19 protein-coding genes and 1 pseudogene are annotated in these 26,158 nt (G+C 70.9%); 10 read left to right on the top strand and 10 right to left on the bottom strand.

Going from position 1 to position 26,158, the window contains the following annotated elements; translation table 11 throughout:
* Positions 1-21: 21 nt before the first annotated feature.
* The 6 genes from OG259_RS06840 to OG259_RS06815 all read right to left on the bottom strand — a co-directional run bounded on the left by OG259_RS06840 (position 22) and on the right by OG259_RS06815 (position 7,819).
* A complete protein-coding gene (locus OG259_RS06840; protein WP_328941395.1) occupies positions 22-1,080 on the bottom strand; it encodes a cytochrome d ubiquinol oxidase subunit II in 1,059 nt (352 codons plus the stop codon).
* Entirely contained in the window at positions 1,077-2,561 is a 1,485-nt protein-coding gene (locus OG259_RS06835) for a cytochrome ubiquinol oxidase subunit I (RefSeq protein WP_328941394.1), read from the bottom strand. Before OG259_RS06835 ends, OG259_RS06840 begins: the two co-directional genes overlap by 4 nt.
* Before the next feature lie 35 nt (positions 2,562-2,596).
* A complete protein-coding gene (locus OG259_RS06830; protein ID WP_328941393.1) occupies positions 2,597-3,436 on the bottom strand; it encodes an SDR family oxidoreductase in 840 nt (279 codons plus the stop codon).
* Positions 3,437-3,605: 169 nt separating this feature from the next.
* Positions 3,606-5,210, bottom strand: coding sequence for a GMC oxidoreductase (locus OG259_RS06825; protein WP_443051926.1), 1,605 nt, complete (start codon positions 5,208-5,210; stop codon positions 3,606-3,608).
* A 123-nt stretch (positions 5,211-5,333) separates the two neighbouring features.
* A complete protein-coding gene (locus OG259_RS06820; RefSeq protein WP_328947013.1) occupies positions 5,334-6,251 on the bottom strand; it encodes a cyclase family protein in 918 nt (305 codons plus the stop codon).
* A 38-nt stretch (positions 6,252-6,289) separates the two neighbouring features.
* Positions 6,290-7,819: a gluconokinase, GntK/IdnK-type gene (locus tag OG259_RS06815; protein WP_328941391.1), complete on the bottom strand. Its 1,530-nt coding sequence runs from the start codon at positions 7,817-7,819 to the stop codon at positions 6,290-6,292.
* A 501-nt stretch (positions 7,820-8,320) separates the two neighbouring features.
* Between OG259_RS06815 and OG259_RS06810 the strand changes: the two genes are divergently transcribed.
* From OG259_RS06810 to OG259_RS06785, 6 genes and pseudogenes are all read left to right on the top strand, one after another.
* Positions 8,321-9,172, top strand: a complete 852-nt coding sequence (locus OG259_RS06810; RefSeq protein ID WP_328941390.1) for a universal stress protein — start codon at positions 8,321-8,323, stop codon at positions 9,170-9,172.
* A gap of 26 nt (positions 9,173-9,198) precedes the next feature.
* Positions 9,199-9,630: pseudogene (locus OG259_RS06805) on the top strand (hypothetical protein); the annotation flags it as partial.
* A 164-nt stretch (positions 9,631-9,794) separates the two neighbouring features.
* Positions 9,795-11,144, top strand: a complete 1,350-nt coding sequence (locus tag OG259_RS06800; RefSeq protein ID WP_328941389.1) for an MFS transporter — start codon at positions 9,795-9,797, stop codon at positions 11,142-11,144.
* 33 nt (positions 11,145-11,177) lie between these two features.
* Complete coding sequence (locus OG259_RS06795) at positions 11,178-12,506, top strand: hydantoinase/oxoprolinase family protein (RefSeq protein ID WP_328941388.1); 1,329 nt, start codon at positions 11,178-11,180, stop codon at positions 12,504-12,506.
* 16 nt (positions 12,507-12,522) lie between these two features.
* The gene (locus OG259_RS06790) at positions 12,523-13,659 is read left to right on the top strand and encodes a DUF917 domain-containing protein (protein WP_328941387.1); all 1,137 of its coding nucleotides are present in this window, start codon (positions 12,523-12,525) and stop codon (positions 13,657-13,659) included.
* The gene (locus tag OG259_RS06785) at positions 13,656-15,164 is read left to right on the top strand and encodes a helix-turn-helix domain-containing protein (protein ID WP_328941386.1); all 1,509 of its coding nucleotides are present in this window, start codon (positions 13,656-13,658) and stop codon (positions 15,162-15,164) included. Before OG259_RS06790 ends, OG259_RS06785 begins: the two co-directional genes overlap by 4 nt.
* A gap of 103 nt (positions 15,165-15,267) precedes the next feature.
* Here OG259_RS06785 and OG259_RS06780 read toward each other — a convergent pair whose 3' ends face one another.
* The 4 genes from OG259_RS06780 to OG259_RS06765 form a co-directional block, all read right to left on the bottom strand.
* Complete coding sequence (locus OG259_RS06780; RefSeq protein ID WP_328941385.1) at positions 15,268-16,962, bottom strand: hydantoinase B/oxoprolinase family protein; 1,695 nt, start codon at positions 16,960-16,962, stop codon at positions 15,268-15,270.
* Positions 16,959-19,001 carry a hydantoinase/oxoprolinase family protein gene (locus tag OG259_RS06775; RefSeq protein ID WP_328941384.1) on the bottom strand — a complete coding sequence of 681 codons (2,043 nt, stop codon included), beginning with the start codon at positions 18,999-19,001 and terminating at the stop codon, positions 16,959-16,961. The genes OG259_RS06780 and OG259_RS06775 overlap by 4 nt, the downstream gene beginning before the upstream one ends.
* Before the next feature lie 110 nt (positions 19,002-19,111).
* The gene (locus OG259_RS06770) at positions 19,112-19,588 is read right to left on the bottom strand and encodes a YybH family protein (RefSeq protein ID WP_328941383.1); all 477 of its coding nucleotides are present in this window, start codon (positions 19,586-19,588) and stop codon (positions 19,112-19,114) included.
* Positions 19,589-20,044: 456 nt separating this feature from the next.
* Positions 20,045-20,995: a glycoside hydrolase family 16 protein gene (locus OG259_RS06765; RefSeq protein ID WP_328941382.1), complete on the bottom strand. Its 951-nt coding sequence runs from the start codon at positions 20,993-20,995 to the stop codon at positions 20,045-20,047.
* Positions 20,996-21,364: 369 nt separating this feature from the next.
* Here OG259_RS06765 and OG259_RS06760 point away from each other — a divergent pair, with 369 nt between their 5' ends.
* From OG259_RS06760 to OG259_RS06745, 4 genes are all read left to right on the top strand, one after another.
* Positions 21,365-21,583 (top strand): hypothetical protein, encoded by a 219-nt coding sequence (locus tag OG259_RS06760; RefSeq protein ID WP_328941381.1) that lies wholly within the window; start codon positions 21,365-21,367, stop codon positions 21,581-21,583.
* Positions 21,584-21,805: 222 nt separating this feature from the next.
* A complete protein-coding gene (locus OG259_RS06755; RefSeq protein ID WP_443052116.1) occupies positions 21,806-23,893 on the top strand; it encodes a bifunctional polysaccharide deacetylase/glycosyltransferase family 2 protein in 2,088 nt (695 codons plus the stop codon).
* A 2-nt stretch (positions 23,894-23,895) separates the two neighbouring features.
* A complete protein-coding gene (locus OG259_RS06750) occupies positions 23,896-25,155 on the top strand; it encodes an acyltransferase family protein (protein WP_328941380.1) in 1,260 nt (419 codons plus the stop codon).
* An 84-nt stretch (positions 25,156-25,239) separates the two neighbouring features.
* Positions 25,240-26,148 carry a squalene/phytoene synthase family protein gene (locus OG259_RS06745; protein ID WP_328941379.1) on the top strand — a complete coding sequence of 303 codons (909 nt, stop codon included), beginning with the start codon at positions 25,240-25,242 and terminating at the stop codon, positions 26,146-26,148.
* Positions 26,149-26,158: the final 10 nt, after the last annotated feature.

Genomic DNA, 26,158 nt, shown 5'->3' with positions numbered 1-26,158 from the left:
TGTGGAGCGGGGTCCGGGCGGTCAGCCGCCGGGCGGCGGGCCCCCACCGTCCGCGCCGCCTCCTCTGCGCAGCTCGGCGTCCGTGAGCTCCTCCAGCTCTCCCCGGGTGTCCAGCCAGTAGAGGAGGACGACGGCCGGCGCGACGACCACGAGGGCCACCAGGGTGACGATCGCCAGCCACGTGAGGGTGGCGGGCGCACCCGCGGCGTCGGCCACGGTCAGCGAGGTGGGGAGGAGGTACGGGCGTTGGGCCATGCCCCAGGCGATGACGGCGGAGGCGACGACCCCGACCGCCGTGACGCGCATCCACGCGCCTGGCGTCCGGCGGAGCAGCCAGGTGGTCGCGAGGGCGGCCACCCCGGCCACGACGACGAAGAGCAGCCCGAGACCGTGGGTGAGCCCGTGCCACACGTAAGGCGAGTCCTCGTGGGTGACGAAGCCGGTGATCACCGCCAGGAGGGTGAGCACGGCGAGGCTGATCAGGGACCGCCGTCTGAAGTAGCCGATCAGATCGGTCGCGTCGAACCGGCGTGCGTCCCCCGTGAGGAAGACGGCGCCGATGAAGGCCGTCGCCGCGATGGCGATCAGCCCGAACATCAGGGAGGTGGGATTGGCCCAGGCGTCCACCGAGGCCTCGGTACCGGGCGACACCCGCCCTGACGCGACCCCGCCGACGGCGGCACCGAGGAAGAACGGCGTGACGACCGAGGCCACGGCGAACACGGCACCGTAGAGCCGCCGGCCGGCCAGCCGTCGGGAGGGCTTGCGGAACGCGAAGCCGGCGCCCCGCAGGACCATGCCCACGGCGGCCAGCGCCAAGGGGAGCCACATCGCAGAGAACACGGTCTGGAACAGAGTGGGGAATCCGGTCCACATGATGACGAGAACGAAGATCAGCCAGACGTTGTTCACCTCCCATACGGGAGCCATGGCGTGGTCGATGAGCCATCGGGGGCGTTTTCCGCGTTCCGTGCCCCCGGCTGTCAGATCCCAGAAGCCGGCCCCGTAGTCGGTGCCGCCCGCGGAGGCGTACGCGGCCACGGCGAGGAGCAGCACCACGGCGATGAGGTCGGCGGTCATCGGCGGCCGCCTTCGGCCCCGGCGGCTCCGCCGTCCGCGGCGGGGGCGTCACCCGCGGGGACGGGCGCCCGTGGCCCGTAGGGAGTGTCCGTCTCCGGCGCGTGAGGCGACGGCCCTCCTGTCGCCCGCTGTTCGTCGGCGAGCCGCCAGCGTGTACGCATCTTGAGGAGGATGGCGAGGAACGAGCCGAAGAGGAACACGTACACCACCATCACCACCGCCAGCATGATCCAGAGTGTGGTCGAGCGGGTGGAGGTCACCGCCTCGGCGACCCGCATGTTCTGGTAGACGATCCAGGGCTGGCGTCCCACCTCGGTGGCGATCCAACCCGACTCGACGGCCACGACGGAGGCGACGCCCGCACAGGCCGCGGAGCGGTAGAACCACTTCGACGCCGGAAGCCGTCGGTGCCGGAGCCAGACCAGGCCGTACCAGAGGGCGAGCAGCACCAGTACGGAGCCGATCAGGACCATGATGTCGAAGGCCCAGTGGGCGATGGTCGCCTGAGTGGCCGTAGGCCGCTGGTCCGCCGGGACGGACGTCAGGCCCACCACCTTCGTGTCCGGGCTGAATCCGGCCAGGACCGAGTCGAGCAGCGGGATCTTGAGGCCGCCCGAGACGGTGCCGTCCTCGTTCAGGCGCCCGAAGAGATACTCCGGTACTCGGGTGTCGGTCTCCCAGACGATCTCCATCGCGGCGAACTTCACCGGCTGCTTGTGGAACACCGACCGGGCGATGGAGTCGCCCAGGACGAATTGCACCGGAGTGGCCACTGCGGCGATGGTGAACGGAACGGCGAAGCCGAGCCGGTGGTAATGGTCCCGGCGGCCGCGCAGCCAGCCCACGGCGTAGACACCCGCCACCACGAACCCCGCGGTGATGATCATCGCCACGACGAAGTGCCAGTACTGCGGCCCGAACATCGGGGTGAAGATCGCCTTCCAGACGTTCACGTCGACCGGGTTGCCCTCGGAGTCCAGGGAGAAGCCCTGTGGTGTGTTCATCCAGGAGTTGGCGGCCAGGATGCCGAACGCCCCGAGCAGTGCGGCGAACGGCAGGGGCAGCCCGAGGAGAAAATGTGTTCGCGGCTTCAGCCGCCGCCATCCGTAGAGGTAGATGGCGATGAGCACGGCCTCCAGGAAGAAGGCCCAGGCCTCGACACCGAATCCGATGCCGAAGACATCACCCCACCTGCCCATCAGCCCCGGCCAGAGCAGGCCGAACTCGAAGGAGAGCACCGTGCCGGTGACGATGCCGAGCGCGAACTGCACCGCCATGACGGCCGACCAGCGCCGCGCCAGGAGCAGTGCCGTGGCGTCCTTGCGGCGCAGCCCGCGGTAGTGCATCACCAGGGTGATGAAGGGAAAGGCCACGCCCAGCGGGACCAGGATGATGTGGGACGCCAGGGTGAAGGCCATGAGTTCCCGGGCCGGCAGGAGTTGGGCCGGGGCATCCGCCAGCAGGTGGAACGAGGTGGGCATACACGCCTTCGCTGTTCGTGACGTCCGGAAGAGGGTCAGCCGCCGGTGGCGAAGCCGGGGAAGAGAGTCATCCCGCCGTCGACGTAGAGGGTGGTCCCCACGACGTAGTCCATGAGGTCGGAGGAGAGGGCGACCACGGCGTTGGCGATGTCCTCGGGGTCGCCGATCCGGTCGTACGGGATCAGCCTCAGGAGGTCCTGCCGGGCCTCGGCCGTCTCCCAGGCGGCACGGTTGATCGGCGTCTTGATCGCCCCCGGGGCGACCGCGTTCACACGGATCTTCTCCGGTGCGAGCTCCTGGGCCAGGGTCTGCATCATCATCTGCACACCGCCCTTGGAGGACGCGTAGTTCACGTGGCCCGCCCACGGGATGATCTGGTGCACCGAACTCATGCAGATGATCTTCCCGGCGGCGCGGGACACCTCGGGGACCACGCCGCGGCGCCGGAACTCCTTGGTCGCCTCCCGGGCGCAAAGGAACTGACCGGTCAGATTGACATCGATGACCTTCTGCCACTGCGCGAGGGTCATCTCGGTGAGCCGGGCGTCCCGCTGCAATCCCGCGTTGGCAACCAGGATGTCGACGGTCCCGAACTCCTTGACCATCCGGTCCATCATGGCCGTGACCTGGTCCTCCTGGGACACATCCGCCTCGTACGCTGCCGCGCGCACCCCGAACGAAGCGATCTCCTCGACCACTTCCTCGGCGGCCTCACGGCCCGCCACGTAGTTCACAACCACGTCGGCACCGGCTCGGCCCAGGCCGATGGCCGTGGCCTTGCCGATGCCCGAGTTGGCTCCGGTGACCAGCGCCTTCTGGCCATGCAGCAGGCGTGCGGGGATCACACCCTGCGGTCCTTCTACGGTGGAACCCATGATGCCCCTGCCTCCTCGTTCCTGCGACTGCGCTCCGTGCCTGCCCGGCTGCCGCCGGGCAGGCACGGAGGTCACGGAACCACCGGCGGCGGCTGCCGGCATGCAGGGGGAACCCCCGTTGGGCCGTTGGGCCGAGCATCTTCGTCCGATCGGACCAGAGGCTCCGCTCTCAGCCCAGCCGGGCCATGAGGTGGTCTCCGACTCGCAGCGCATTGGCGATGGCCGTCAAGGACGGGTTGACCGCGCCGATGCTCGGGAAGAAGCTCGTGTCGACCACGTACAGGTTGTCGAGATCGTGAGCCTTGCAGTCGACGTCCAACGCCGAGGCGGCTGGGTCGGTGCCGAAGCGTACGGTGCCCGCCTGGTGTGCCGTCGCACCGATCGGCATGCCCTTGTGCAGATAGATGCTGTGGGACAGCAGGTGGTGCTCGTGCATGCCCAGGTGGCCGAGCATGCCCTGCAGCTTGTGCCGTAGCCGCTTCAGACCTTCGACGTTGTTCTTCTCGTCGAGAGCGAGGTGGATGCGGGCGTCACCATCAAGGGTGACCCGGTTGTCGGCCAGGGGCAGGTCCTCACCGCACAGCCAGAAGTCGACGGCGTGGTGCGCCAGCACCTCGAACGGCATGTCCGGCGTCACCGCACCGGCCCACCGCGGGGCCTCGCCGTGGATCTGCTCGGCGTCCGACTTGCCCAGCATCTGGATGCCGCCGAGCGGGTATTCCCAGTCGTCCGCCCCGAGATACCAGTCGTGCAGGGCCAGGGTCTTCTGGAACTGAGTGTCGTTGGGCTCCTTCGACACCGCCATCAGGGCCAGGTTGTTGTGGCGCATGTAGAAACGGCCGACCACGTCGGAGCTGTTCGCCAATCCGTTGGGATGATGCTCGTTCGCCGAGGCCAGCAGCAGCGCCGCCGAGTTGACCGCCCCGCAGGAGACGACCACCACATCCGCCGTGAACCGGACCTCCGAACCGTCGGGCAGCCGGCCGACGACCGCACTGACGCTGCGTCCCCTCGCATCGGTCTCCAGGCGGACCACGTGCGTGTTCGTGACCATCTCGACGTTGGGGTGTCGCAGGGCGGGCTCGACGCAGATCACCTCGGCGTCGGACTTGCCACGCACCAGACACGGAAAGCCGTCCACCCGGTTGCAGCGGATGCAGACACTGGAGTGGGTGGCCCGCCCCCCGTCCTCCTGGCTGAGGTTGACACCGATCGGCAGGTGGAAGGGGTGCAGACCGCGCTTCTCGAGGTCGTCGCTCAACTGCTGGATGCGCGGCTCGTGCTCCACGGGCGGATGGGCGTACGGGGCACTCGCCGCGCCCTCGGTCGGATCCTCACCGTGCCGTCCGTGCACGAGGTAGAGGTGCTCGGCCTGCGTGTAGTACCGCTCCAGATCCTCGTACCGGATCGGCCAGGCGGGGGAGAGGCCGCCGTGGTGCCGGAGCTCGCCGAAGTCCTCGGGCCGCAGCCGGAAGAGGGCGGCACCGTAGAACTTGGTGTTTCCGCCGACGTAGTAGTTGACCTCCGGCGGGAACTCACTGCCGTCCTTGTCCAGCCAGAACTCCGGCGCCCGGTACTTGCCCTTGACGAACACGGCCGTCGAATCCCAGTTGTCGCGCTCGCGTGGCAGATAGTCGCCGCGTTCGACGAGGAGTACGCGTTTGCCGGACGGGGCGAGTCGATGGGCGAGAGTGCCACCGCCGGCGCCTGTACCGATGATGACGACGTCGTAGTGAGGGGCGTCGCCCACGGCGACCACCGTCCTTGTGATCATGGCCCTGAACTGGCGTCGGGTCCCTTTTCCCGCGGTGCGGGGCCGAGCGTCCCACCCGTTCGAACGTAGCCGCCCTCCCCCTGAACGGCGACCGGAGCGGTGGTCGCCGACCGGCCCCGTCCGTCACAGCACCGCGATCGGGTTCACCGGCGAGCCAGTGGCTCCGGGCAGCCGAAGCGGGGCGACCGCGCACAGGAAACTCCATCGCCCGGTCTGCGCGCAGACCGGGACCAGGTCCTCGAACTGCAGGTAGTCCATCAGATGGATGCCCATGGCATGGATGGCCAGGACATGCACGGGGAAGGAGATGCCCTGCACGGTGCTGGGCGCGGTGTCGTTGTTGCCGTCTCCGCCCAGGACGGCGACCTTCCGCTCGGCCAGGAACCCCAGGGCCGTCGGGTGGAGGCCGGTCCGAGCCGTCGCCGCGTTCCACGGGCCGAGTTCCGTACGGCGGAGGCGATGCCCCACCCGTACGAACAGCAGATCTCCCGGTCCGACGCTGACCCCTTGTGCGGTCTCGGCCGCGGTCAGATCGTCCGACGTCACCTGGTCGCCCGGTTCCAGCCACGGCACGCCTCGCAGCCGCGGGATGTCCAGGAGCACGCCCCGACCGACGATGCCGTCAGCGGCCAGGGCCACGGAGAGCGCACGGGCGCCCTCGGGCGTCACACTGCTCGCAGGCACCCCACCGTACAGCTCCCCGTCGAGCACCACGTGGCAGAGCGCGTCGAGATGGCTGTCCGCGTCCCCGTGCACGTTCATGGCGAAGCTGTCGGTGGCGAAGTGCAGTCCGTGCGCGCCGAGGTCGTCCGGAGCAGGCCCGGTCATTCGGTGCACCGCGGGCTCCGGGTCGTCGGGGCCCGGCACGGTCTCGATCGGAGCGGCCAGCGACACCGTGCGTCCGAGGCGGACCTCCGCGACGGCGGCCACGACCCGCTCGGGCGTCACGTGTCGGAGTGCGCCAGGCCGACCGTCCTCCGTCGATCGTGCCGCTCCGTGCCGTAGCCGCTCGTAGAGCGCCCGGAACTCGTGCGCGGGCATATCGGGATCGGGCACGGCCGCTGATCGTGCGGACGGAGTCATGGCGGCCCCCAGGGGCTGAGGCCCCACCTGAGCACATGTGTGGCGCCCGGCTCGAGCACGGTGAGGTCCGTGCCGCTGCGAAAGGCGTCCGGCGGGCAGGACATGGCCTCCACGGCGACACCACGCCGCCGCCGCTCGGGTTCCGCCAGTGTGTCGCCCGTGTACACCTGCACGTACCGCGTGCCTTCGCCGAGCCACAGATCGACACCCCGCAGCCCGGAAGGGTGTGCCAGGCGCACGACGGCCCGGTCGTCGAGGGCGCGGTCGAGTCCGGTGAAGGCGGTGTCCAGGTTCAGACCGCCGATGGGGCGGGCTGTGCGGAAGTCGTACGGGGTGCCGTCGACGGACTCCCTGCCGATCGGCAGACCCCGTTCGTCGGTACGCAGCAGATACCGGGCGGGAACGGTCAGCAGGGCACTGTCGACGAGGTCGGTGCCGATCGTGAGATAGGGGTGCTGCCCCACCCCGTAAGGAGCGGGCTCCGTACCGGTGTTGGTGGCGTGGACGGTGGTTCTGAGTCCTTCCGGCCCCAGCCGGTACTCGACACGGACCTCCACGAGGAACGGATATCCGGGCTGAGGACAGAGCGTCGTGCCGAGCATCACCGCGTCATCGGTGCGGGCGAGCGGTTTCCACAGGGTCCAGCGGAGCAGTCCGTGGATCGCGTTGTTCTTGTCGACCTCTGTCAGGGGGAGTTGCAGGCTCCTGCCGCCGAAGTCGTAGCGCCCGTCGCCCACGCGGTTCGGCCAAGGGATGAGCAGTTGTCCTCGTCCGCCCGTGATGGCGGACCCCGCGGAGAACCCGTCGAGCAGAGGTCGGCCGTGCACGACGTAGTCGCGCAGGGCGCCGCCCAGCTGGACGACAACCGCGCTCTGTGCTCCGTGAACCAACCGCCATGACTCGCCCGTGGGGCCGAAGGGCGGGGATGACCCGTTGCGCGCGCCGACGCGGACGGCTTGCTCCGTGTCCGATCCGGCCGCCGGTCTCCCGGAAGCGGATTCCCGGCGCATCAGCGTGAGAACCGCCGTGACGACGGCCTCGGGAGGCTGGTCGATCTCCACCACCAACGGGCGTTCGTCGGGTGCCGGCTCCTGGAGTTCCGCGAGCTGGCTCTCCAGCAGGCCCGCCGGGAAGAAGTGACCGTGCCGAGAGGCCAGCCGCGAGCTCAGCAGCTCGCGCGAGCCGTGCAGGTACACCAGGAGCACTTCGGGGCGCCCGGCCAGCAGTGCGTCCCGGTACGCCCGCTTGAGCGCGGAGCAGGTCACGACAGCCTGGCGACGGCAGGCGATCGCCTCGTCCATCCACTCCCGGATCGCTTGGAGCCACGGTCCCCGGTCGCTGTCCGTGAGGGGATGACCGGCGGCCATCCTGGCGCGGTCGGCCTCTGAATGGAACTCGTCCCCGTCCCGGAACGCCCAGCCGAGACGCTCGGCGAGGAGGCGCCCCACCGTCGTCTTGCCCGACCCGGCGACGCCGACGACGAGCACGAGCCGCGGCAGCTCCTCTGCCGCTGTTCCGCCTGCCACGGGTACGGGTCCCGGGACGTCAGCCACGCACCGGCCGGGGCGCGACGCGCAAGCTGAAGATCATGATGGCGACGGCGCACACCGTCCGTCCGCCGCTGTGCGTGTCCGCTCGCCGACCGGGTGCAGTCGCGTGGGTCGTCATGGAGAGGCTCCTCCGCTCGTCCGGCCTGGCCGCCGAGGCGTCGCCGTCCGGTGGGTCGTACACCTCCAATCTGACCCCCGGCGCCATCCGACGCATGTCGGCCGAGGGCCTTGGTGACTTTTGCCGAGGAACACCCGGCGGCGATGACCGGGAGCAGCATCGGAGACCTGAAATCGAGGTCGTCACAGGCCATGGGGCGTCATCCGCCGGATGGGGTACTTCGGCAGCGTCGCCGAACGCTGCGCACACCATTTGTTTCAGCGACTCGGTAGCTTCTCGACCAGGTGCCCTCGCACAAGGGTGCCCATCGGCGCCCCTGTGAGGGCCTGTCGACGATGGCCCGAGGCGAGGAGAGCGGCGTGTCCCGACCTGTCACTGTGGGGGTGGACGGCTCTGAGGGAAGCGTGGCGGCGGTGGACTGGGCCGCCGACGAGGCGGCGCTGCGCGGCGACGGCCTGCGACTGGTGTACGCCACACGGTGGGCGGAGCATCAGTTGGGGGCGATGAAGGTGTCGCACGAAGACCGCGCCGGCGCGGCGGAAGGTGTGCTGGCCGAGACCGAGCGGCGTGTCGGGTCCCGGCAGCCGGGCCTTGCCATGACCGCTGACGAGGTCGAAGACGCGCCCGTCAGTGTGCTGCTCGCCGCCGCCGCCGAGGCGGATCTGCTCGTCGTGGGCTCTCATGGGCTGGGGAGCGTCCGCGGGTTCATCGTCGGTTCGGTAGGACAGGAGGTCATCGCGGCAGCAGAGCGTCCCGTGGTGCTCGTTCGCCCCGGATACGAGAAGGACAGCTCCGGTGCATCCGAGGGGAACAGCCGCCGGAAGGTGGTCCTCGGTCTGGATGTGAACGAAGCCGAAGAGGAGCTCCTGCACTTCGCGTTCGATTTCGCCGGGCGGCACCGCGTCCCGCTGGAAATCGTGCACACGTGGCATGAATCCTTCGTTCACCACTCCAGCACAGCCGCGAAGGACGAAAGGGCGGCAGCGCTCGCCGGCGCGATTCGACCGTTCCGGGACAGGTTTCCGGCGACGGAGGTGGCGGAGGTGTCCGCCCCGGGGCGGGCGGCCGAGCATCTCATCGAGGCCGCGTCGGACGCGCGCCTCGTGATCGTCGGTCGACGCAGGGCAGCCAGGGGCGCTCACATCGGATCGGTCACCCACGCCGTCATCCACCACGCCTCCTGTCCTGTCGCAGTCGTACCGCACACCTGACAGGTGAGGACACCGGACATTCAGGGTGGTGGGGGTACGAGCCGATGCGTCTGGACTGGCTCAGCACGTTCGTGCTGTTCGCCGGGACGCTCGTGTTCGGAGTCAACCTGCTGGACTCCTTCCTGCAAGGGCTCACCGTCCAGCAGACCAACCGGCTGATCTGGACCCCCGACGTGGTCGGGTGCGTGCTGTTCCTGGTGTCGGGCCATCTCGCGTTCGCCGAGATCTGCCATCGCTCCCGGCCCTGCATCCGCTCGCGCAGCCTCGGCTGGTGGGTGGTCGCAGTCAATCAGTTCGGGTCGGTGCTCTTCATGGTCTCTGCGTTGGCCGCCTTCACCCGGCCCAGCACCCAGAGCCTGGTCAACACCGACATCGCCAACTGGGGGACGTTGTGCGGCGCGCTGTGCTTCGCGCTCGGTGGCGTACTGCAGGCATTCGAACGTCCCCAGAACGCGTGATCCCGGCGTCGCGACGGCTGTCAGATCGATGTCTGTGCGCCGCGCACACTCACCACCGGGATGGCTGTGCTCCGAGCATGGTTCCGGCCGTGATGGCCTGTTTATGGTGCCTCGCATTCACACCGAACCCGATGGTGTGCGTGTCGGTACCAGGAGGGCAGCCGATGAGCGCAGTCTCAGTACAGTCCGGAACCGCCGGAGTCCCGGACGGGGCCGGCGGTCCGCAGCCCGTGGGTGCCTACTTCGAGCGCATGCCGTTCGGGAGGGCCCATGTGCTGATCGCCCTCGCGCTGTTCATGGCCTTCGTCATCGAATCCTGGGAGCAGCTCGCCCTCGTCTACGTCTCCGCCGACCTGGGCAATGCCTTCGCCCTCGACGCCGGACGGATCGGGTGGGTTCTGTCGGCCGTGGCCCTCGGCATGATCCCCGGCGCGCTCGTCTGGGGGCCGGTCGCCGACCGCATCGGACGCCGGGCCGTGTGCCTGTGGAGCCTCGGTTCGTACGGGGCCGTGGCGCTGGCCAGCGCCTTCTCGCCGAACTTCACCACGTTGATGATCACCCGGGTGATCTCGGGGATGGCCCTGGCCGGTATCTACACCGTCACCTTCCCCTACTTCCTCGAACTGCTCCCGGTGAGGCTGCGCGGCCGGGCCGCCGTCTACCTGTCGATCGGCTGGCCCATCGGCGTGCTCGCCGCCGTGGGGGTGACGCAGGCGCTGTCCGGGATGGGCTGGCACGTGGTGGCCGTGGCCAGCGCGCTGGCTGCCCTGTGGGTGTTCGCGATCCGGGCCTGGGTGCCCGAGTCGCCGTACTGGCTGGCCGCCCGTGGCCGGCACTCCGAAGCCCGGGCGGTGCTCCTGAAGCTCGGCGCCGAGGTCCCCGAGGGCACCCGCTTCGCCGTGGTCGAGCCCGAGCGGGCCGGCAACCCCCTCGCCCTGCTGCGAGGCCCGCTGCTCCGCATCACCGTGCTCATGCTGATCGTGAACTTCGCGTTCAACTGGGGCTACTGGGGCCTGCAGACCTGGCTGCCCACGCTGCTCATGGAGAAGGGGCTGAGCATGTCCAGCAGCCTCGGCTTCGTGGCGCTGAGTGCACTCTTCATGATCCCCGGCTACGTCTCGGCCTCGTACCTGACCGGGCGCTTCGGCCGCAAGAAGGTCTTCCTGCCGTACGTGACGGCCGCCGCGGTCAGCGGCGTGCTGTTCGCCTACTCCGGCAGCCTCACCCAGCTGTACGCCGCCAACTTCGCCCTGTCGTTCTTCAGCCTCGGCGCCTGGGGTGTCTGGAACACCTGGAACGGCGAGTTCTACCCGACCGCACTGCGCGCCACCGGATACTCCTGGGCCACCGCGGCTCAGCTGATCTCCACCTCGGTCGCACCGTCGGCCGTCGGGTACCTGCTGGCGCGTGCCACCGGGTTCTCCTCCACCGTGCTGTTCATCACCGCGTTCCTGGTGGTGGCGCTGGTCGTGGCCGTGCCGCTGCCGGAGACCGAAGGCCGCGATCTGGAGTGATATATAGGGGCAGATGGTGACAGGATCATGCGGGTGAGGCTGGGAGTGGACGTGGGACGCGTCACCACCGTCGCCGTGCTGGTCGACCCGGGCGGTCAGACGGTGGCGCGCGCGGTGGTGGACAGCGTTCCCGGCCTCGGCGAGTGTCTGCGCGCGGTGCTCGCCGCGCTGCCCGGGGATCGGATCGGTGAGGTGGACGCCGTCGGCCTCACCACAGACCTGGAGCGCCGCCCGTGGCCGCTGCGACCGGTAGCCGCCATGCGGATCGCCCCGCCCAGTCATCCGTCCCTCGGGCCGCGCGCGGGCTGGCCCCCGCAAGCCGCCCGCGAGGTAGGGCCGCTCCACGCGGTCGTCTCGGGCGGATCCGCGCTCACCGGGCGGCAACTGGATCCGCTCGACCGGGCAGCGGTCGCGGACTTCGCACGGCGGGCCGCCGACGCCGGTGTCACCGCCTTCTCGGTAGCGGCGGCCGGCGCGCTGACCCGCCCCGACCCGGAGCTTGCCGCCGCCGAGGTCATCGCCGAAGTCGTGCCCGGCGCCGAGATCACCTTGTCGCACGAGATCGGGCGGTCGGGGCTGCGGGAACGTGAGAACACCGGCGTCCTCAACGCCGCCCTGCGGCCGTGGGCGGCACGTGTGAGCGATACGGTCGAACGCGCGCTGCGCGTCGGTGGCCTCCGGGCGCCGTTGCACCTGGCCCGCAACACCGGCGGACTGGTTTCCGTCGCGTACTTCCGCCGCTACCCGGTCCTCGCCATCGCCTCGACCACGGCGAGCGCCGTGCGGGGTGCCGCGCTCGCGGCCGGGGCGGACCGCGCCGTGGTCGTCGACGCCGGGGCCGCGGAATTCCGGTGCGCGAGCGTCACCGACGGCGAAGTGGAGAGCTCCGACACCGGCCCCGGGCTCGGCGGCGTCGATCTGGACCTGTCCCGGATCCGTACCGACGTGTTGGCCCGCGCCGACCTGGTCCGGACCGGCGCCGAGCAGGTCGCCGAACTGGTGGCCAGGGTCCGGCGACGGGCCCCCGGCGGTGTGCTCCTCGCGGCGGGCGGCGACTGCGGGCTGGTGCCCGTCCGAGCCCAGGATCCGACGGCCGCCATCGCCGCCGCGGCCTACGGAGCCGCCCGCTCGGACATCGTCGCCGAGGTCGATCAGGTCGCCGTCGCCGGGGGCCGTGCCGAACTCGACCGGCTCCTCGGGCTCGCCGGTGACCAGGCTCTGGCCCGGGTCGTCGCCGCCGGTGCCGCCCCGGCGACCGCCCGCGTCGCGTTCGCCGCCCACACCCCCGTGTCCTACCTGCCCGAGGGCGTTCACCGCCTCCGCGTCCGCGCCGTCGGATCCCCCTCGGGGATCCCGTCATGACCCGTAGCCGCCGCACATGACGCCCGGGGAGGAGACCGCGCTGGACGCGGCACGGCTGGAGGATCTCGCCAAGGGGGCGCTGGTGCTGGCAGCAGGCGCCGAGCATTCCTCGTACCGGGCGAGCCTCGACTGGGCGCGGGCGGCCGTAGCGGAGCACGGGCCGGTGCCGCTGATCCGCCCCGGCGACCTGGGATCCGAGCGGATGTGCGTCACGGTAAGCCTGCTCGGTTCCTCGGCCGCGCTCGCCGAGCAGCTGCCCACGGGCCAGGAGCCGCTCCGGGCGGTCCGGGCGCTGGAGCGCCGCCTGGGCAGGGCCGCGGACGCCGTCGTGGCGCTCAACACCGCGGCCGAGAACGCCCTGCTCGCCGTCGCCACAGCGGCGTCCTGCGGGCTGCCGTTGGTGGACGGGGACGGCTGCGGACGAGTGCTCCCCCTGCTGGAACAGACCACGTTCACCATCGCCGGGGTCGATGTCGCCCCGGTCGCCCTGGCCACGCCCGCCGGGGACGTGGTCGTCGTGGAGGCGGCCGGCAGCCGTGTGGAGGAGCTCGTACGGCCGCTGGTCCTCGCGGCCGGGGGCTGGGCGGTCGCCGCCTGCTACGCCATGGACGGCGAACGACTGGCGGCCGCCGTGGTTCCCGGCACCGTGAGCCGGGCCCTGGCGGCGGGGCGCCCGATGCATGGTGGCCCGTTCGCGCTGTGGCAGCCGCGGCCCCGTCGACTGGGCATCGGGCGGATCACCGCCGTGGAGCACCCCGCGACGCCGGGACCGGACACCGCCGGGGGCACGGCGCTGCCGTCCCGGCCGACCAGTGTGGTCGTCTCCGAGACCGAGGGCCTGCACAGACGGTTCCGCCTGGAAGCACATAACGAGGTACTGCTGGTCCTCGCCGACGGCGCACCGGCCGCGGCCGCGCCGGACCAGATCCTGATGCTGTCGGCAGCCGACCAGCGGGTGCTGGACGTCGAACGTGCCCTACCCGGCATCGAGGTGGAGATCGTCGTGATCCCTGCCGCACCCGCCTGGCACACCCCGCAAGGACGCCGACTGGCGGCTGCCGGCGGGCTCATCCTGCTGAGCCCGGCCCCTGAACCGGATGCGCGGCAGGTGAAACACCCGGACGCGGAACGACCCGAGGAGACCCGGTGGTGAGACGTCCCGACCTGTCCGCACCCATGACCGTCGCGGAGCTGGTGCAGTACGGCCCGTTGCCCGGCGTACGCATACTCGGCATGACGGGGCGCGACGCCCAGGTCCTGGACGTGCGCATCGTCGACCGGCGTGAAGCCCTCGACAACCTGCGTCCACACACCGCGGTCGTCCTCACCGAAGCGCCGGCCCGGTCGGGATGGATCGTGGAGATGGCCCTGCGCAAGGCTTGGGAGCAGGCGGCCGCCTGCGTGGTCGTACCCGAGACGGCGGCCGCCGTGCATCCGCCGGGCGCACTCGCGGACCGCCTCGGCGTTCCGCTGCTGCTGATCGGCGGCGACGCGCTGGAAGGCGCCGTACGGATCGCCTCCGCCGTGTCCCGGCCGGACGCCGGCCGGACCGCGCTGCTGGCCGACGCCGCTCAGCGCCTCGCCGCCGCCGGCCCGCACGTCGAGCGCGTACTGGCCGCGCTGCACGCGGCGCTGCCCTCGACATCCCTGGCCCTCACCGATCCGGTGGGCGGGATGCTGGCCGGGCGGCGGGCGGCACTGGACTCCGCGCACCCGGTGCGGCTGGACGTGCCGGGGCCCGACGGACACCCGCTCGCGATTCTCCTGGCCGACTCCCGCTCCAAGGAGGCGGGTTGGGCATCGACCGTCGAATCAGTCCTGCGGATGGCGGTACCCCCACTGACCGCATGGGCAGCCACCCGCCGCCTCGCGGAAGAACAGCTGGACCGCCGCAGCGAGTTGCTGCTGCACCGACTGACGCATCCCTCCGAGGACGAGGACGAACAGGCCGGTGCCCACGTCCGGGCCGAGGCCGCGGCGCTCGGCTGGCCGCTGGCCGGGCCTCTGATCGCGTTCGCCCTGCGACCGGCCGTCGCCGCGGAGGCCGGGCCCGCACCGGGACCCGCGCTGCGTGCGCTCTGGGCCAGGTACGGCTTCGGCGGACCGCTCATCGCGTACGAGGACTGCTGGGTGTCATGGCGTTCCGCGGCAGCCGGCAGCGCGGCCCCCGACCCGGAGGTGTGGCTGCGGCAGGGCGAGGCACAGCTGCGTACGGCCGTCCGGGCGATCTGTGACCAGCTGCCGCTCGCCGGGGGAGTGGCCGGTCCGGCCGGCGGTACCGGCACGCTGGGCGTGGCGCTCGCCGACGCCAGAGCCGCCGCTGCGGTCGCCGCGGTTCCCGGGTCGGTGGTACGTGCCGACCGTCTGGGGCCCGCCCAACTGCTGTCCGCGTTGCCCGTGGAGGCGCTGAGGCGGCCCGCCGAGGTGGTGCTGGCACCGCTGCTCGCCGCGGACCGGGACGGAACCCTGCTGCGTACGCTGGCGATCGTCCTGGACCAGGGAGCCGCCCCCTCGGCGGCGGCGGAGATCCTCGGTGTCCACCGGAACACGGTCGCGGCGCGCCTGGAACGCATCCGCGCACTCGGCTTCGACCCCGAGGACCCCGCCCAGCGACTCGCGCTGCACCTGGCCTGCCGCGTCCTGCTGGCCGAGTCCTGAGCGGGGAACGGCGATGAACACGCCACCACGCGGGGAGGGCCCGGTCACCGAGGGGGATTCGGCAACCGGGCCCGGTTCAGGGTGGAGGCGGAGCGGTGGGACCTCAGGACTCCACGCCGTAGGCGGACGCTGCCCGCTCACGGCTCAGCAGGCCCTGCCGGAGGTCTTCCCGGACCGCCTCGGCGGGGCGCTCCGCGACGGGACCGAAGCCGCCGCCCCCGCCGCTCTCGCAGCGCAGCACGTCGCCCTGGCGCACGGCCAGCGCGTTCACCTTGAGCAGTTCGCGCTCGCCGTCCCGGCCGGGGTTGAGGACGACGCGGGGCGCCGCGCCGGTGCCGCCGCCGAAGACACCCCACGCGGGGGTCACGGAACGCTCCCACCACAGCGACAGGTTCTGGTCGGCCTCGAACGTGTACTGGCGTACCACGCCGTTGCCGCCGCGGGTGCGGCCCGCCCCGCCGGAGTCGGCACGGATCGCGTACTCGGTGACTCGTACGGGGAACAGCGTCTCCAGCACCTCGACGGGCATGTCCCGCAGGGAGCCGTTGACGTTGTTGATCAGGCAGGACTCGCCGTCGTCGGTCTGCCACGCGCCCCAGCCGCCGACCGTCGCCTCCTGGGAGACGAAGAGCCTGCCGTTGCGCGGGTCGGTCCCGGTGAACTGCACGATCATCGAGTCGCCGTAGCTGGCGGCGGCCGCTCGCGCGGGCACCGCGGGCGCCAGCGCCTTGACCACCAGGTCGATGACCAGACCGAGGTGGGAGTAGTAGTACTGGCACGCCGCCGGCTCGACGGCGGCGAGCATGGTGCCCGGCCGGGTGACCACCTTCAGCGGCCGGAAGGAACCACCGTTGAGCGGGACATCGCCGCTGACCAGCAGCTTGTACCCGACCCGGCAGGCGGCGACGGTCTGCGCCGCACCGCAGTTGACGGGCCCGGTGGCCTGGTCGGCGCAGTCGGTGACGTCCATGGTCATCCGGTCGCCGTCGATCTCGACGCGCACGGTGACGTGGAGCGGGGTACGCAGATCGATGCCGTCGTTGTCCAGGTAGCCGGTCGCCTCGTAGACACCGTCGGGAATGGCGGCGATCTGCTCCCGCTCCAGCCGCTCGGTCTGCGCGAAGATGGAGTCCCGCGCGGCGAGGACGGTCCCCAGCCCCCAGCGGCGGACGATCTCGGCGAACCGCCTCGCGCCGGTACGGGCGCAGGCCACCTGGGCGCGCATGTCCCCGAGGGTGGGCTGCGGGAAGCGGACGTTGCGGGCGATCAACGCGTGCGCCTGCTCGCAGGGTTCGCCGCCCTCGTAGATCTTCAACGGGCCCATCCGCAGGCCCTCCTGGTAGATCGAGGTGGAGTCCATCGAACCGCCGGGGTCCTTGGAGCCCATGTCGATCCAGTGCGCACGGGACGCGGCGAAGCCGATCAGCTCACCGTCGGCGGTGTCCTCGGTGAAGATCGGCGCGTAGACGGTGACGTCGTTGAGGTGGGTGCCGCCGATGTAGGAGTCGTTGAGGACCCACACGTCGCCGGGCTTCCAGACGTCCGCGCCGTACGTCTCCTCGGTGGCCCGGGTGCACACCTCCAGGTTGCCCAGGAAGATCGGCAGGCCCGAGGACTGGCCGAGCACGTTGTGGTCCCGGTCGAGGAGGGCGACCGCGCAGTCCTTCGCCTCGTAGATGGTGGGCGTGTAGGAGGACCGGATGAGGGTGGTGTTCATGTCCTCCGCGGCCTGCAGCAGCGCGCAGCGGATGATCTCGGTGGTGACCGGGTCGACGACCCGGCTGCCGGTGTCGGTCATGCCGTGGCTCCAACTTCGATGACGAGGAAGCCGTTCTCGTCGACGGTGACCGACGAGTCCGGGGGGACGACGGTGGTGGAGGTGGCCTCCACGATCACTGCGGGACCGTCGATGCGCTGCCCGGGTGCGAGCCGCTCGCGGCGCAGAACGGTCGTGTCGTACGAGCGGCCGCCGAACACGACCGGCCGCTGCCGGACGGTGTCGGAGACGTCCTCGTCGGCGGCGTACGGCACTGGTACGGCCTCGGGCAGCGCGCCGAGCGCGGTGCTGCGCAGGGTGACGAACTCGACGGGCGCCTCGGGCGTTGCGTGCCCGTACCGGCGTTCGTGGAGGGCGGCGAAGCGCTCGGCGGCAGGGGCGAGGAAGCCCTCGCCGGCCGGTTCGGCGGCGGAGAGCAGCGGCACGGCGAGGGTGTAGTCCTGGCCCTCGTACCGCATCTCGACGACGTGTTCGACCCGCTGCCGCTCCACGGGGACGCCCTGCTCGGCGAGTGCGGCCAGCGACTCCTCCTCCAGGTCGGCCAGCGCGCGGGCCATGGCCTCGCCGTCCAGGTCGGCGCCCGGGGTGAAGAACTGGCGGGTGAGGTCGCGGCGGACCTCGGTGCCGAGCATGCCCCAGGCGGAGAACGCGCCGGGGAAACGTGGCACGACGACCTCGCCGATGCCGAGCTCGCGGGCGATCTCCACGGCGTGCATCGGGCCCGCGCCGCCGAACGCCAGCAGCACGAACTCGCCCGGCTCCAGGCCGTGTTCGACGGTGAGCGTACGGATCGCCTGGGCCATCTTGGCGTTGGCGACGTCGCAGATCCCGCTCGCCAGTTCCACCGGCTCCAGTCCGAGCTCACCGGCGAGCGTGGTGACGGCCTGCTGGGCCGCGGCCACGTCGAGCGTCATGTGGCCGCCGGCGAACCAGTCCGGGTCGACGCGTCCGAGCACCGCGTTGGCGTCGGTCACGGTGGCTTGGGTACCGCCGCGCCCGTAGCAGGCCGGGCCGGGGACGGCTCCGGCGGACTCCGGGCCCACGCGCAGGCCACCGGCCTCGGCGTAGGCGAGGGAGCCGCCGCCGGCGCCGATGGTCTGCAGGTTGACCAGCGGCATCAGGACCGGGAAGCCGTCCGCCGAGCCCTCGTTGGAGACGTCGGGGCGGCCGTCGAGGACCAGCGACACATCGAAGGAGGTGCCGCCCATGTCCACGCAGATCGCGTTGCGCCGGCCCAGCAGGCTCGCGGCCGCCGCGCCGCCCATGGTGCCGCCGACCGGCCCGGACAGCAGGGTCTGCAAGGGGTGGCGGCGGGCGTAGGAGGCGTTCACGATGCCGCCCGAGGACTGCATCACCTGGACCGGGACGGTCAGGCCGTGCTCCGCGAACCGCCCCTCGATCCGGCCCAGATAGCGGCGCACCACAGGGCCCGTGTACGCCTCCAGGACGGCCGAGGACGTCCGCTCGTACTCGCGCCACTCGCCCGCCACCTGGTGCGACAGCACCACGATGACATCCTCGCCGAGCTCCTGCTCCAGGATCTTCCCGGCCAGCAGCTCGTGGTCCGGGTTGACGTACGAGAACAGGAACGAGACGGCGACCGCGTCGAAGCCCTCGTCCTTCGCACGTCGGGCGGCGGCCCGTACGGCGTCCTCGTCGAGGGGTTCGAGCTCGGTGCCGCGCCAGTCGAAGCGGCCGGCCGCCTCCATCGTGTCGCAGCGCTCGACCAGCGGCTTCGGCTTGCGGTAGTGCAGGTCGAACATCCGGTCCCGGTTGCCTCGGGCGATGTGGTAGACGTCCCGCATCCCGGCCGAAGTGAGCAACAGGACGCGGGCGCCCTTGCGCTCCAGCAGGGCGTTCAGGCCCTGCGTGGTGCCGTGCACGAAGAAGGAGATGTCGCCGGGCGAGTTCACCGCCCGGCCCAGTGAGGCGAAGACTCCCTCGGCCAGGTCGCCCGGGGTGGTGGGCGCCTTTGCCGCGAAGTAGGTACCGCTGTGTTCGTCATAGGCGACGACGTCGGTGAAGGTTCCACCGATGTCCATGGCCACCCGGTATGTCATTGCGCCTCCCGGCTTTCTCAGGGGATCGCCGAGGACGCTAGCCCGAGGCTTCCGAGGAGGGCTGTGCGCGGCGCACGGGTGGCGGCCGGCCGCAGTGCGTAGTGCCCGGTTCAGTGATCGCCGACGGGGACACCGCCCGGCTGCTGCACGTCCTCGTGCAGGTGGACGATGCGCCACTTCGCATCGACGCCCTGCTCCAGGACCGCGGTGTTGCGGACCAGCTCGGGGCGCAGCCCACCGGCCGACGGGTCGGGCGCGAAGTCCACCCACAGCCAGAAGCGCAGCACCGCAATGGCACCGAAGACGTCCACGACCTGCCCGTACGGCTCCAGCCCGCTCTCCACCGGCCCCTCACCACCGGCCGGGCGTTCCTCGCGCACCCGGTCCAGGTCCGGCTTCCCGAAGAGCAGCCCGGCAGTCCCGGAATCCCACACGGTCGCATCCGGGTCCAGGCAGGCGTCGATCCGGGCGCGGTCCCCGGCCGAGTAGGCCTCGTACATGGTGGTGATCACCTGCCACACAGCGGCTGCCGTCTCAGGGGCCGCGCCGGGCCGGGCACCGACGGGGAACGAGGGAAATGCGGCCATGGCGGGGCCTCCTGGAGCTGAAGGGGGGAGAGGTCGCGCCGAGCGGGGCAGCGACGGGCAGCCAACCTACACACCCAGGTCGTGACCCCAGGCCGCCGGTTCGCCTCCGGGGCCGCCTGGAAGGCGTCTGCCACGTTTGCTCCTCCGCGGCGCGCCTGGGGACCGGTTGGGGACCACACGGTGTGCGCGATGGGGGTCAAAAGGTCGCAGGTTCAAATCCTGTCGTCCCGACTTTTCGAAGTCGCAGATCGAGGGGCCGTTTCAGAGCAATCTGAAACGGCCCCTCGGTCGTTCTCGGGGACCGCGTGGGGACCAGCGCACGATGGTCGCGCACACGGCGAAACGGAACTCGGCGGGCACGTCACGGGTGAAGTCCGCCGGCGGTCCTCCCCGTTGGTAGGCGATCTCCCGTTCGGTGAGCAGCACGTCCAGGGGACGACCGCGCGGCGGGTGGGGTCAGGGCTTCGGGACGGTGTTGACGTAGTCGGTGCCGGTGCTGTGGAAGCCGTCCACCGTCGTCTGGACGTCCGCCTCGGAGACGGCCTGGTCGGCCTTGTAGTAGACCCAGTCGACCTTCATGTCCCAGATGCGCGGGCCACTGGTGAAGGGGAGGTCGATGAGCCAGTTGCTGAAGTGGATGTCCATCTGCTCGCGCGGGACGTACCTGCCGGAGCTGGTGAAGAGCTCCTTGCCGTCCAGGGAGTAGGTGACCTTTCCGTCCATGGCGGTGATCACCATGGTGTGCCAGCCGTCGAGGCGCCGCTTGAGGGTGTTGTGGACCCGGTCCGGCGGGTCGGCCCTGTACCAGCTGACGGTGTCGAGCTGCGGACCCACCGAACCCCAGCCGCCGTTCGGCAGGTACTCGAAGTCGAGTTCGCTGTAGTTCTCCGAGGAGTCCGAGGGGGAGATCGGGAAGAAGGTCTGGACGACGTGGTCGCCGTCGCGTCCGTTCGTGGGCTTGTCGCTGAGGTGGACCCGGGCAGCGAAGGTTCCCGTGAAGAAGTTCCGGCTCGTGGTCTGCACCTCGACCTGCGTGGTGCCCTGTTCGGTGCCGTCGGTGGAGGAGCGCAGTCGTAGGACCTTGCCCCCGTTGGCCGTCGGGTCGGAGGGGAAGGCGGCGCCGTCGGCGCTCCAGGTGTCCTTGACCCCCGGGCCGCCCCCGCCGGTGCGGATCTCCCAGCCGTGCGCGGCGAGGGAAGGGTCGTCGGCGCCGGTGTAGTCGAAGTCGTCGAACAGGGTTCCCGGCGGTCCGGTGGGCGTCGGCGAGGCGTCCCGTGCGGGCCCGGCGGCGTCGGCGCTCCCGCCGGTCGCGGGGGCGGCGGAACACGCGGCGAGTACGCACAGGAGGGCGGGCAGCGTGAGCGCGGTCCACCCTCGGCGACGAGAGGTGCGGCGGGGCTGGCTCACACAGGCTCCTTGGGGCGTAGAGGCGGTGGCTGGACACGCCCGTTGCATGCGAACCAATCGCTGATCGCATGAATTGAGCGGTCATCCTAGCGAAGGATTCAAGCCATCCCGCCTCGTGTTCGCGACCCGGTCACCCAAGGGTCGGGAGGCGCCCGTTGACATACCGATCCGGTTACGACAGTCGATCGGAATATGCCAAATACGCACATCGCGCTCCAATCGATTCAGGTCATGCGCTACGGTCCGCTCTACGCTTCAGCAGTCTCCACATCATGCACAAAAAGGCCACAAGTCATGCGCCAAGTCGCCACATCCTCCAGGCGCGGATCGCTCCACTCGGCACAGCCCGGCGTGGCCGAATCGCGTCCGTTGGAGCCTGCTCCGGCACCGGTGTTCGTCGACCAGTCGGGTCTGCGCAGCCGTCTGCTGCGGCGCTTCGGCTGGCCGGTCTCCGTGGTCGGCGCGATCCTGGCGGCCGCCATGGGCAGCAGCCTCATCGGCGGGCAGTCGGACGCTCCGGCGATGGGGATACCGCCGAAGCCCCTGTACGTGCCCACCAAGGGGCCCCTGTCGCCCTCCTGGCCCTAGAGGGCGCAGTCTCCGACACCCCACCCGAAAAGTTTGGCCATCACGCCGAACATCGGGACATTCCCTGGCATACCGCGATCATCGTGTCGCCCGGAGCAACGCCTGCAGGCCGGGCCGAGCGCGCCTGATCGTCCGCACCACCCATCTCCAGGAGCGCCCTTGTCCCGCCACCAGCGTCGCCGGCAAACCCTGCTGAGACCGCGCCGACTGGCTGCGCCGCCGCTGCGCTTCTTCATGCCGCTGTCCCTGCTGGCCTGCTTGCTCGCGCTCCTCGTCCTGCGCGGCCTCGCCACCAACGAGGCGTTCCACGACACCCGGATCGCGACCTCGGTCGACAAGACGACCGTGCCGGAGAACCTGCTCAAGGGCGGCCCGATCATCGACGCGCGCGGCACCAGGAACGAGCGCCCCGTGAGTTATCGGATCCCCGACCGCACCGTGGTCCTGAGCTTCGACGACGGCCCCTCGCCGGAGTGGACCCCGAAGATCCTGGACGTGCTCGCGGCCCACGACATCCACGCGGACTTCTTCGTGACCGGCGCGATGACCACGCGTCACCCGGAGCTGATCCGGCAGATCGTCGCGGGCGGCCACGAGATCGGCGTGCACACCTTCACCCACCCCGATCTGGTGTACCAGTCGGAAGCCCGGGTCAGCTGGGAGCTGGCGCAGACGCAGCTGGCGCTGGCCGGAGTCGCGGGCGTCCACAGCGCGCTGTTCCGCCCGCCGTACTCCTCCGACGCCTCGGCGCTCGACGACTGGAACTACCCGGTGATCAAGTACGTGGGTTCCCACGGCTACCTCACCGCGTTCATCGACCGCGACACCCACGACTGGAAGCGTCCCGGCGTCGACGCGATCGTCAAGGAGGCGATGCCGCGCAAGCCCGGCGCGGGCGAGCTGATCCTGCTGCACGACGCGGGCGGCGACCGTACCGAGACCCTTGCCGCGCTCGAGCAGATCATTGAGAAGCTGCAGGGCGAGGGGTACCGCTTCGCCACCATCTCCGAGGCGCTCGGCGCCACCGACGCCACCGTGCCGGTGCACGGCTACCAGCTGTGGGCGGGCAGGTGTTTCATCTGGGCCACCCGGGCCGCCGTGCTCACCCTGCCGGTGCTGGTCGCTCTGCTGGCCGTCGTCGGCTTCCTCAACTTCGGACGGTTCGCGCTGATGCTCGTGCTCGCACCGCTCCACGCCCGGCGCTCCCGGCGGCGGGACGCGTGGGGACCGCCCGTCACCCAGCCGGTCACCGTCCTCGTCCCGGCCTACAACGAGCGCGAGTGCATCGCGAACACCCTGAACTCCCTCGCTTCCAGCGACTATCCGATCGAGGTGATCGTCATCGACGACGGCTCGACGGACGGCACCGCGGACATCGTCGAGGAGATGCGTCTGCCGTTCGTCCGGCTGATCCGCAAGGCCAACGGCGGCAAGTCCACCGCGCTCAACGCCGGCATCGCGGCCGCGTCGCACGACATCATCGTGATGATGGACGGCGACACCGTCTTCGAGCCGTCCACCGTGCGCGAGCTGGTCCAGCCGTTCGGCGACCGGGCGATCGGCGCGGTCGCGGGCAACGCCAAGGTCGGCAACCGCGACAGCCTGATCGGCGCCTGGCAGCACATCGAGTACGTCCTCGGCCACAACCTGGACCGCCGGATGTACGACATGCTCAACGTCATCCCGACCATCCCCGGCGCGGTCGGCGCCTTCCGCAAGGAGGCCCTGCGGCGGGTCGGCGGAATGAGCGACGACACCCTCGCCGAGGACACCGACATCACCATGGCGGTGCTCTGCGACGGCTGGCGGATCGTCTACGCCGAGCGCGCCCGCGCCTGGACCGAGGCCCCCGCCAGCCTCCAGCAGCTCTGGTCCCAGCGGTACCGCTGGAGCTACGGCTCCATGCAGGCGATGTGGAAGCACCGCCGCGCCGTGACCTCCCGCGGCCCGGCCGGACGCTTCGGCCGGCTCGGGCTGCCGCTCGTCGTGATGTTCGGCGTGGTCGCCCCGCTGCTCGCGCCGCTGGTCGACATGTTCCTGCTGTACGGCGTGCTGTTCGCGGACGCCCCGATCACCCTCGCCAGCTGGGGCGGCTTCATCCTGCTCCAGGCCGTGCTGTCCTGGTACGCCTTCCGGCTCGACGGCGAGAAGCCCCTGCATCTGATCAGTCTGCCGATCCAGCAACTGGTCTACCGGCAGCTGATGTACATCGTCCTGTTGCAGTCCACGATCACGGCGCTGACCGGTGGCCGACTGCGCTGGCAGAAGCTCCGGCGCACCGGCGAGGTCGCCGCACCGGTGGAGGCCTGACCATGACCGCATCCTTCGAGTTCGGGGGCACCCAGGAGACCCTCCGGCTGCGCGTCCCCGCCGTTCTGCGACGGGAACCGACGCAGGAGCCGGACCCCATGGCACCGCCCAGGGCCAAGGGCGGCCGGGACCGCTATCTCGACCTGCTGCGCGCCCTGGCGCTGGTTCGCGTGGTGCTCTACCACAACTTCGGCTGGTTCTGGCTGCCCGTCGTCTTCCCGTCGATGGGCGTGATGTTCGCGCTGGCCGGGTCGCTGATGGCCCGTTCCCTCGGCCGGCCCGCCCTCGGCGTCATCCGGGGCCGCCTGCGCCGACTGCTGCCGCCGATGTGGCTGTTCGGCGCGATCATGCTCACCGCCCAGATCCTCGACGGCGGAGGGCCCGACGACGAGGGGCACCCCGACTGGTGGTGGGGCAAGCTGCTGCTCTGGATCGTGCCGCTGAGCACTCCGCCGTACGCCGAATCGCTGAACGGATTCGACCATCTCGTGGGGCAGGGCTGGGCGGCGCAGGTCATCGTCCCGCTCTGGTACCTCCGCGCGTACCTCTGGTTCGTCCTGCTGTCACCGTTGATGCTGTGGGCGCTGCGGCGGATGCCGGTGGTGACGCTGTTCGTGCCGCTCGCGCTGACGATCGTCATGAACACCTTCTTCATCGACCAGGAGTTCCTCTACGGCCGGGTCTGGGAGACCGTCAGCGACTTCGCCACCTTCGGCTCCTGCTGGATCCTCGGCATGGCTCATCAGGAGGGCCTGCTCAAGAAGCTCCCGCAGTACGTCGTGCCGTCCGTCGCGCCGCTGATCATGGTGGCCGGCTCGTGGTACCTGCAGACCCGACCGGTCGATCCGACCGCACCCACCGACATCGAGAGCTGGCCGATAGCCCAGGCCCTGTGGTCCTTCGGCTTCGTCGCCATCCTGCTCCACGTGAGTCCCTCCTGGGAACGGTGGCCCCGACCGCTGGAACGCTGGAACGGCCTGATCAGCCTGCTCAACGCACGCGCTGTCAGCGTCTACCTCTGGCACGAGACCGCGTTGGTGGCCGCCATCCCGCTGATCGACCCCCTCTGGTCCGTCGGCTTCTTCTACGAGCACTTCCAATGGCTGCTGACCAGCCAGTGGTCTCCGCTGATGGTGGCGATCCCACTGACCGGACTACTGGTGCTGACCTTCGGCTGGGTCGAGGACGTGGCCGCGAAGCGCTCTCCGCGGCTCTTCCCGTACCCGCGCCGCGTGCGGGGCAGGCGCCGGGCCGGCGCCTGACGCGGGCCGCCCGAACCGCAGGGCACAGCGCTGCCCTGCGGACCGGGCCCGTAGGATCGCAGCCGACGACGGCAGGAGACCAGCATGTGGAAGCGGGCCCTGGACCGGGCCGGGGTCGGGGAGCCACGGCTACGGCGGGACTACACCGCGCAGCGCCGGGCGGTGCGGAGCTTCGCGACGGCCGAGTACGCGGCCGCACGCCTGCTGCTGCCCGCCGCGCTGGTGCCGCACGTCGTGGCCGCCGTCGCGTTCATGCACGACACCGACGACCGGATCGACCGCGGAACACCGGACGAACGAGCGGCCGCGCTCACGGAATGGGACGGGCTCGTACGCAAGGCCCTCGCCGATGGCGACTCCGCACTGCCCGTGCTGCGCTGCCTGGTACGCACCGTCGAACGCCACCCGGACGTACGCACGTATGTGGAGGCGTTCCTGCGCGGCTGTGAGCGCGAGGTCATGTGGCGGAGCATCGCGGACGAGGAGGAGCTGGAGCGGTACGTGGAGGAGTACTCCTTGCCCGCGCTGATGCTCACGGCCTGCCTCCTCGCGCCCGCGGAAACGTCCGCGCGGGAGGCGTTCACGGGCGGCTGCCACCGCCTCATCCGAGGCATGCAGCGCATCGACTTCCTGGAGGACCTGTCCGAGGACCTGCGCGTGGGCCGGACGGGCGTCCCCGCCGACGCGGTGGCGCGCCACGGTGCGGACCTCACGCGGCCCGACGCGGCGCTGGGCCGGCTCGTACAGGAGCAGGCGGACCTGGCCGACATCGACCTGACGGCGGCTGTCTCCCTCCCGGGCCTGGCGGCCCCTTCGTACAGGCCCTTCATACGGGCCCTCGTCGGGGTCCAACGCCTCCGCCTCGACGCCGTACGCCACGCGGGCGCATCCCTCGCGACACGGACCTCCGGCCCCGCGGCCCCGGCGTCCGCCGCCCTGCTGCTCCGCGAGACAGCGAGCCGAACCCGTCGGACCTCGCGGGCCGGGCACTGAGGTCGTCCGG

The organism is Streptomyces sp. NBC_00250 (assembly GCF_036192275.1).
GTDB lineage: Bacteria > Actinomycetota > Actinomycetes > Streptomycetales > Streptomycetaceae > Streptomyces.
This window is presented reverse-complemented; position numbering and strand designations above follow the sequence as displayed.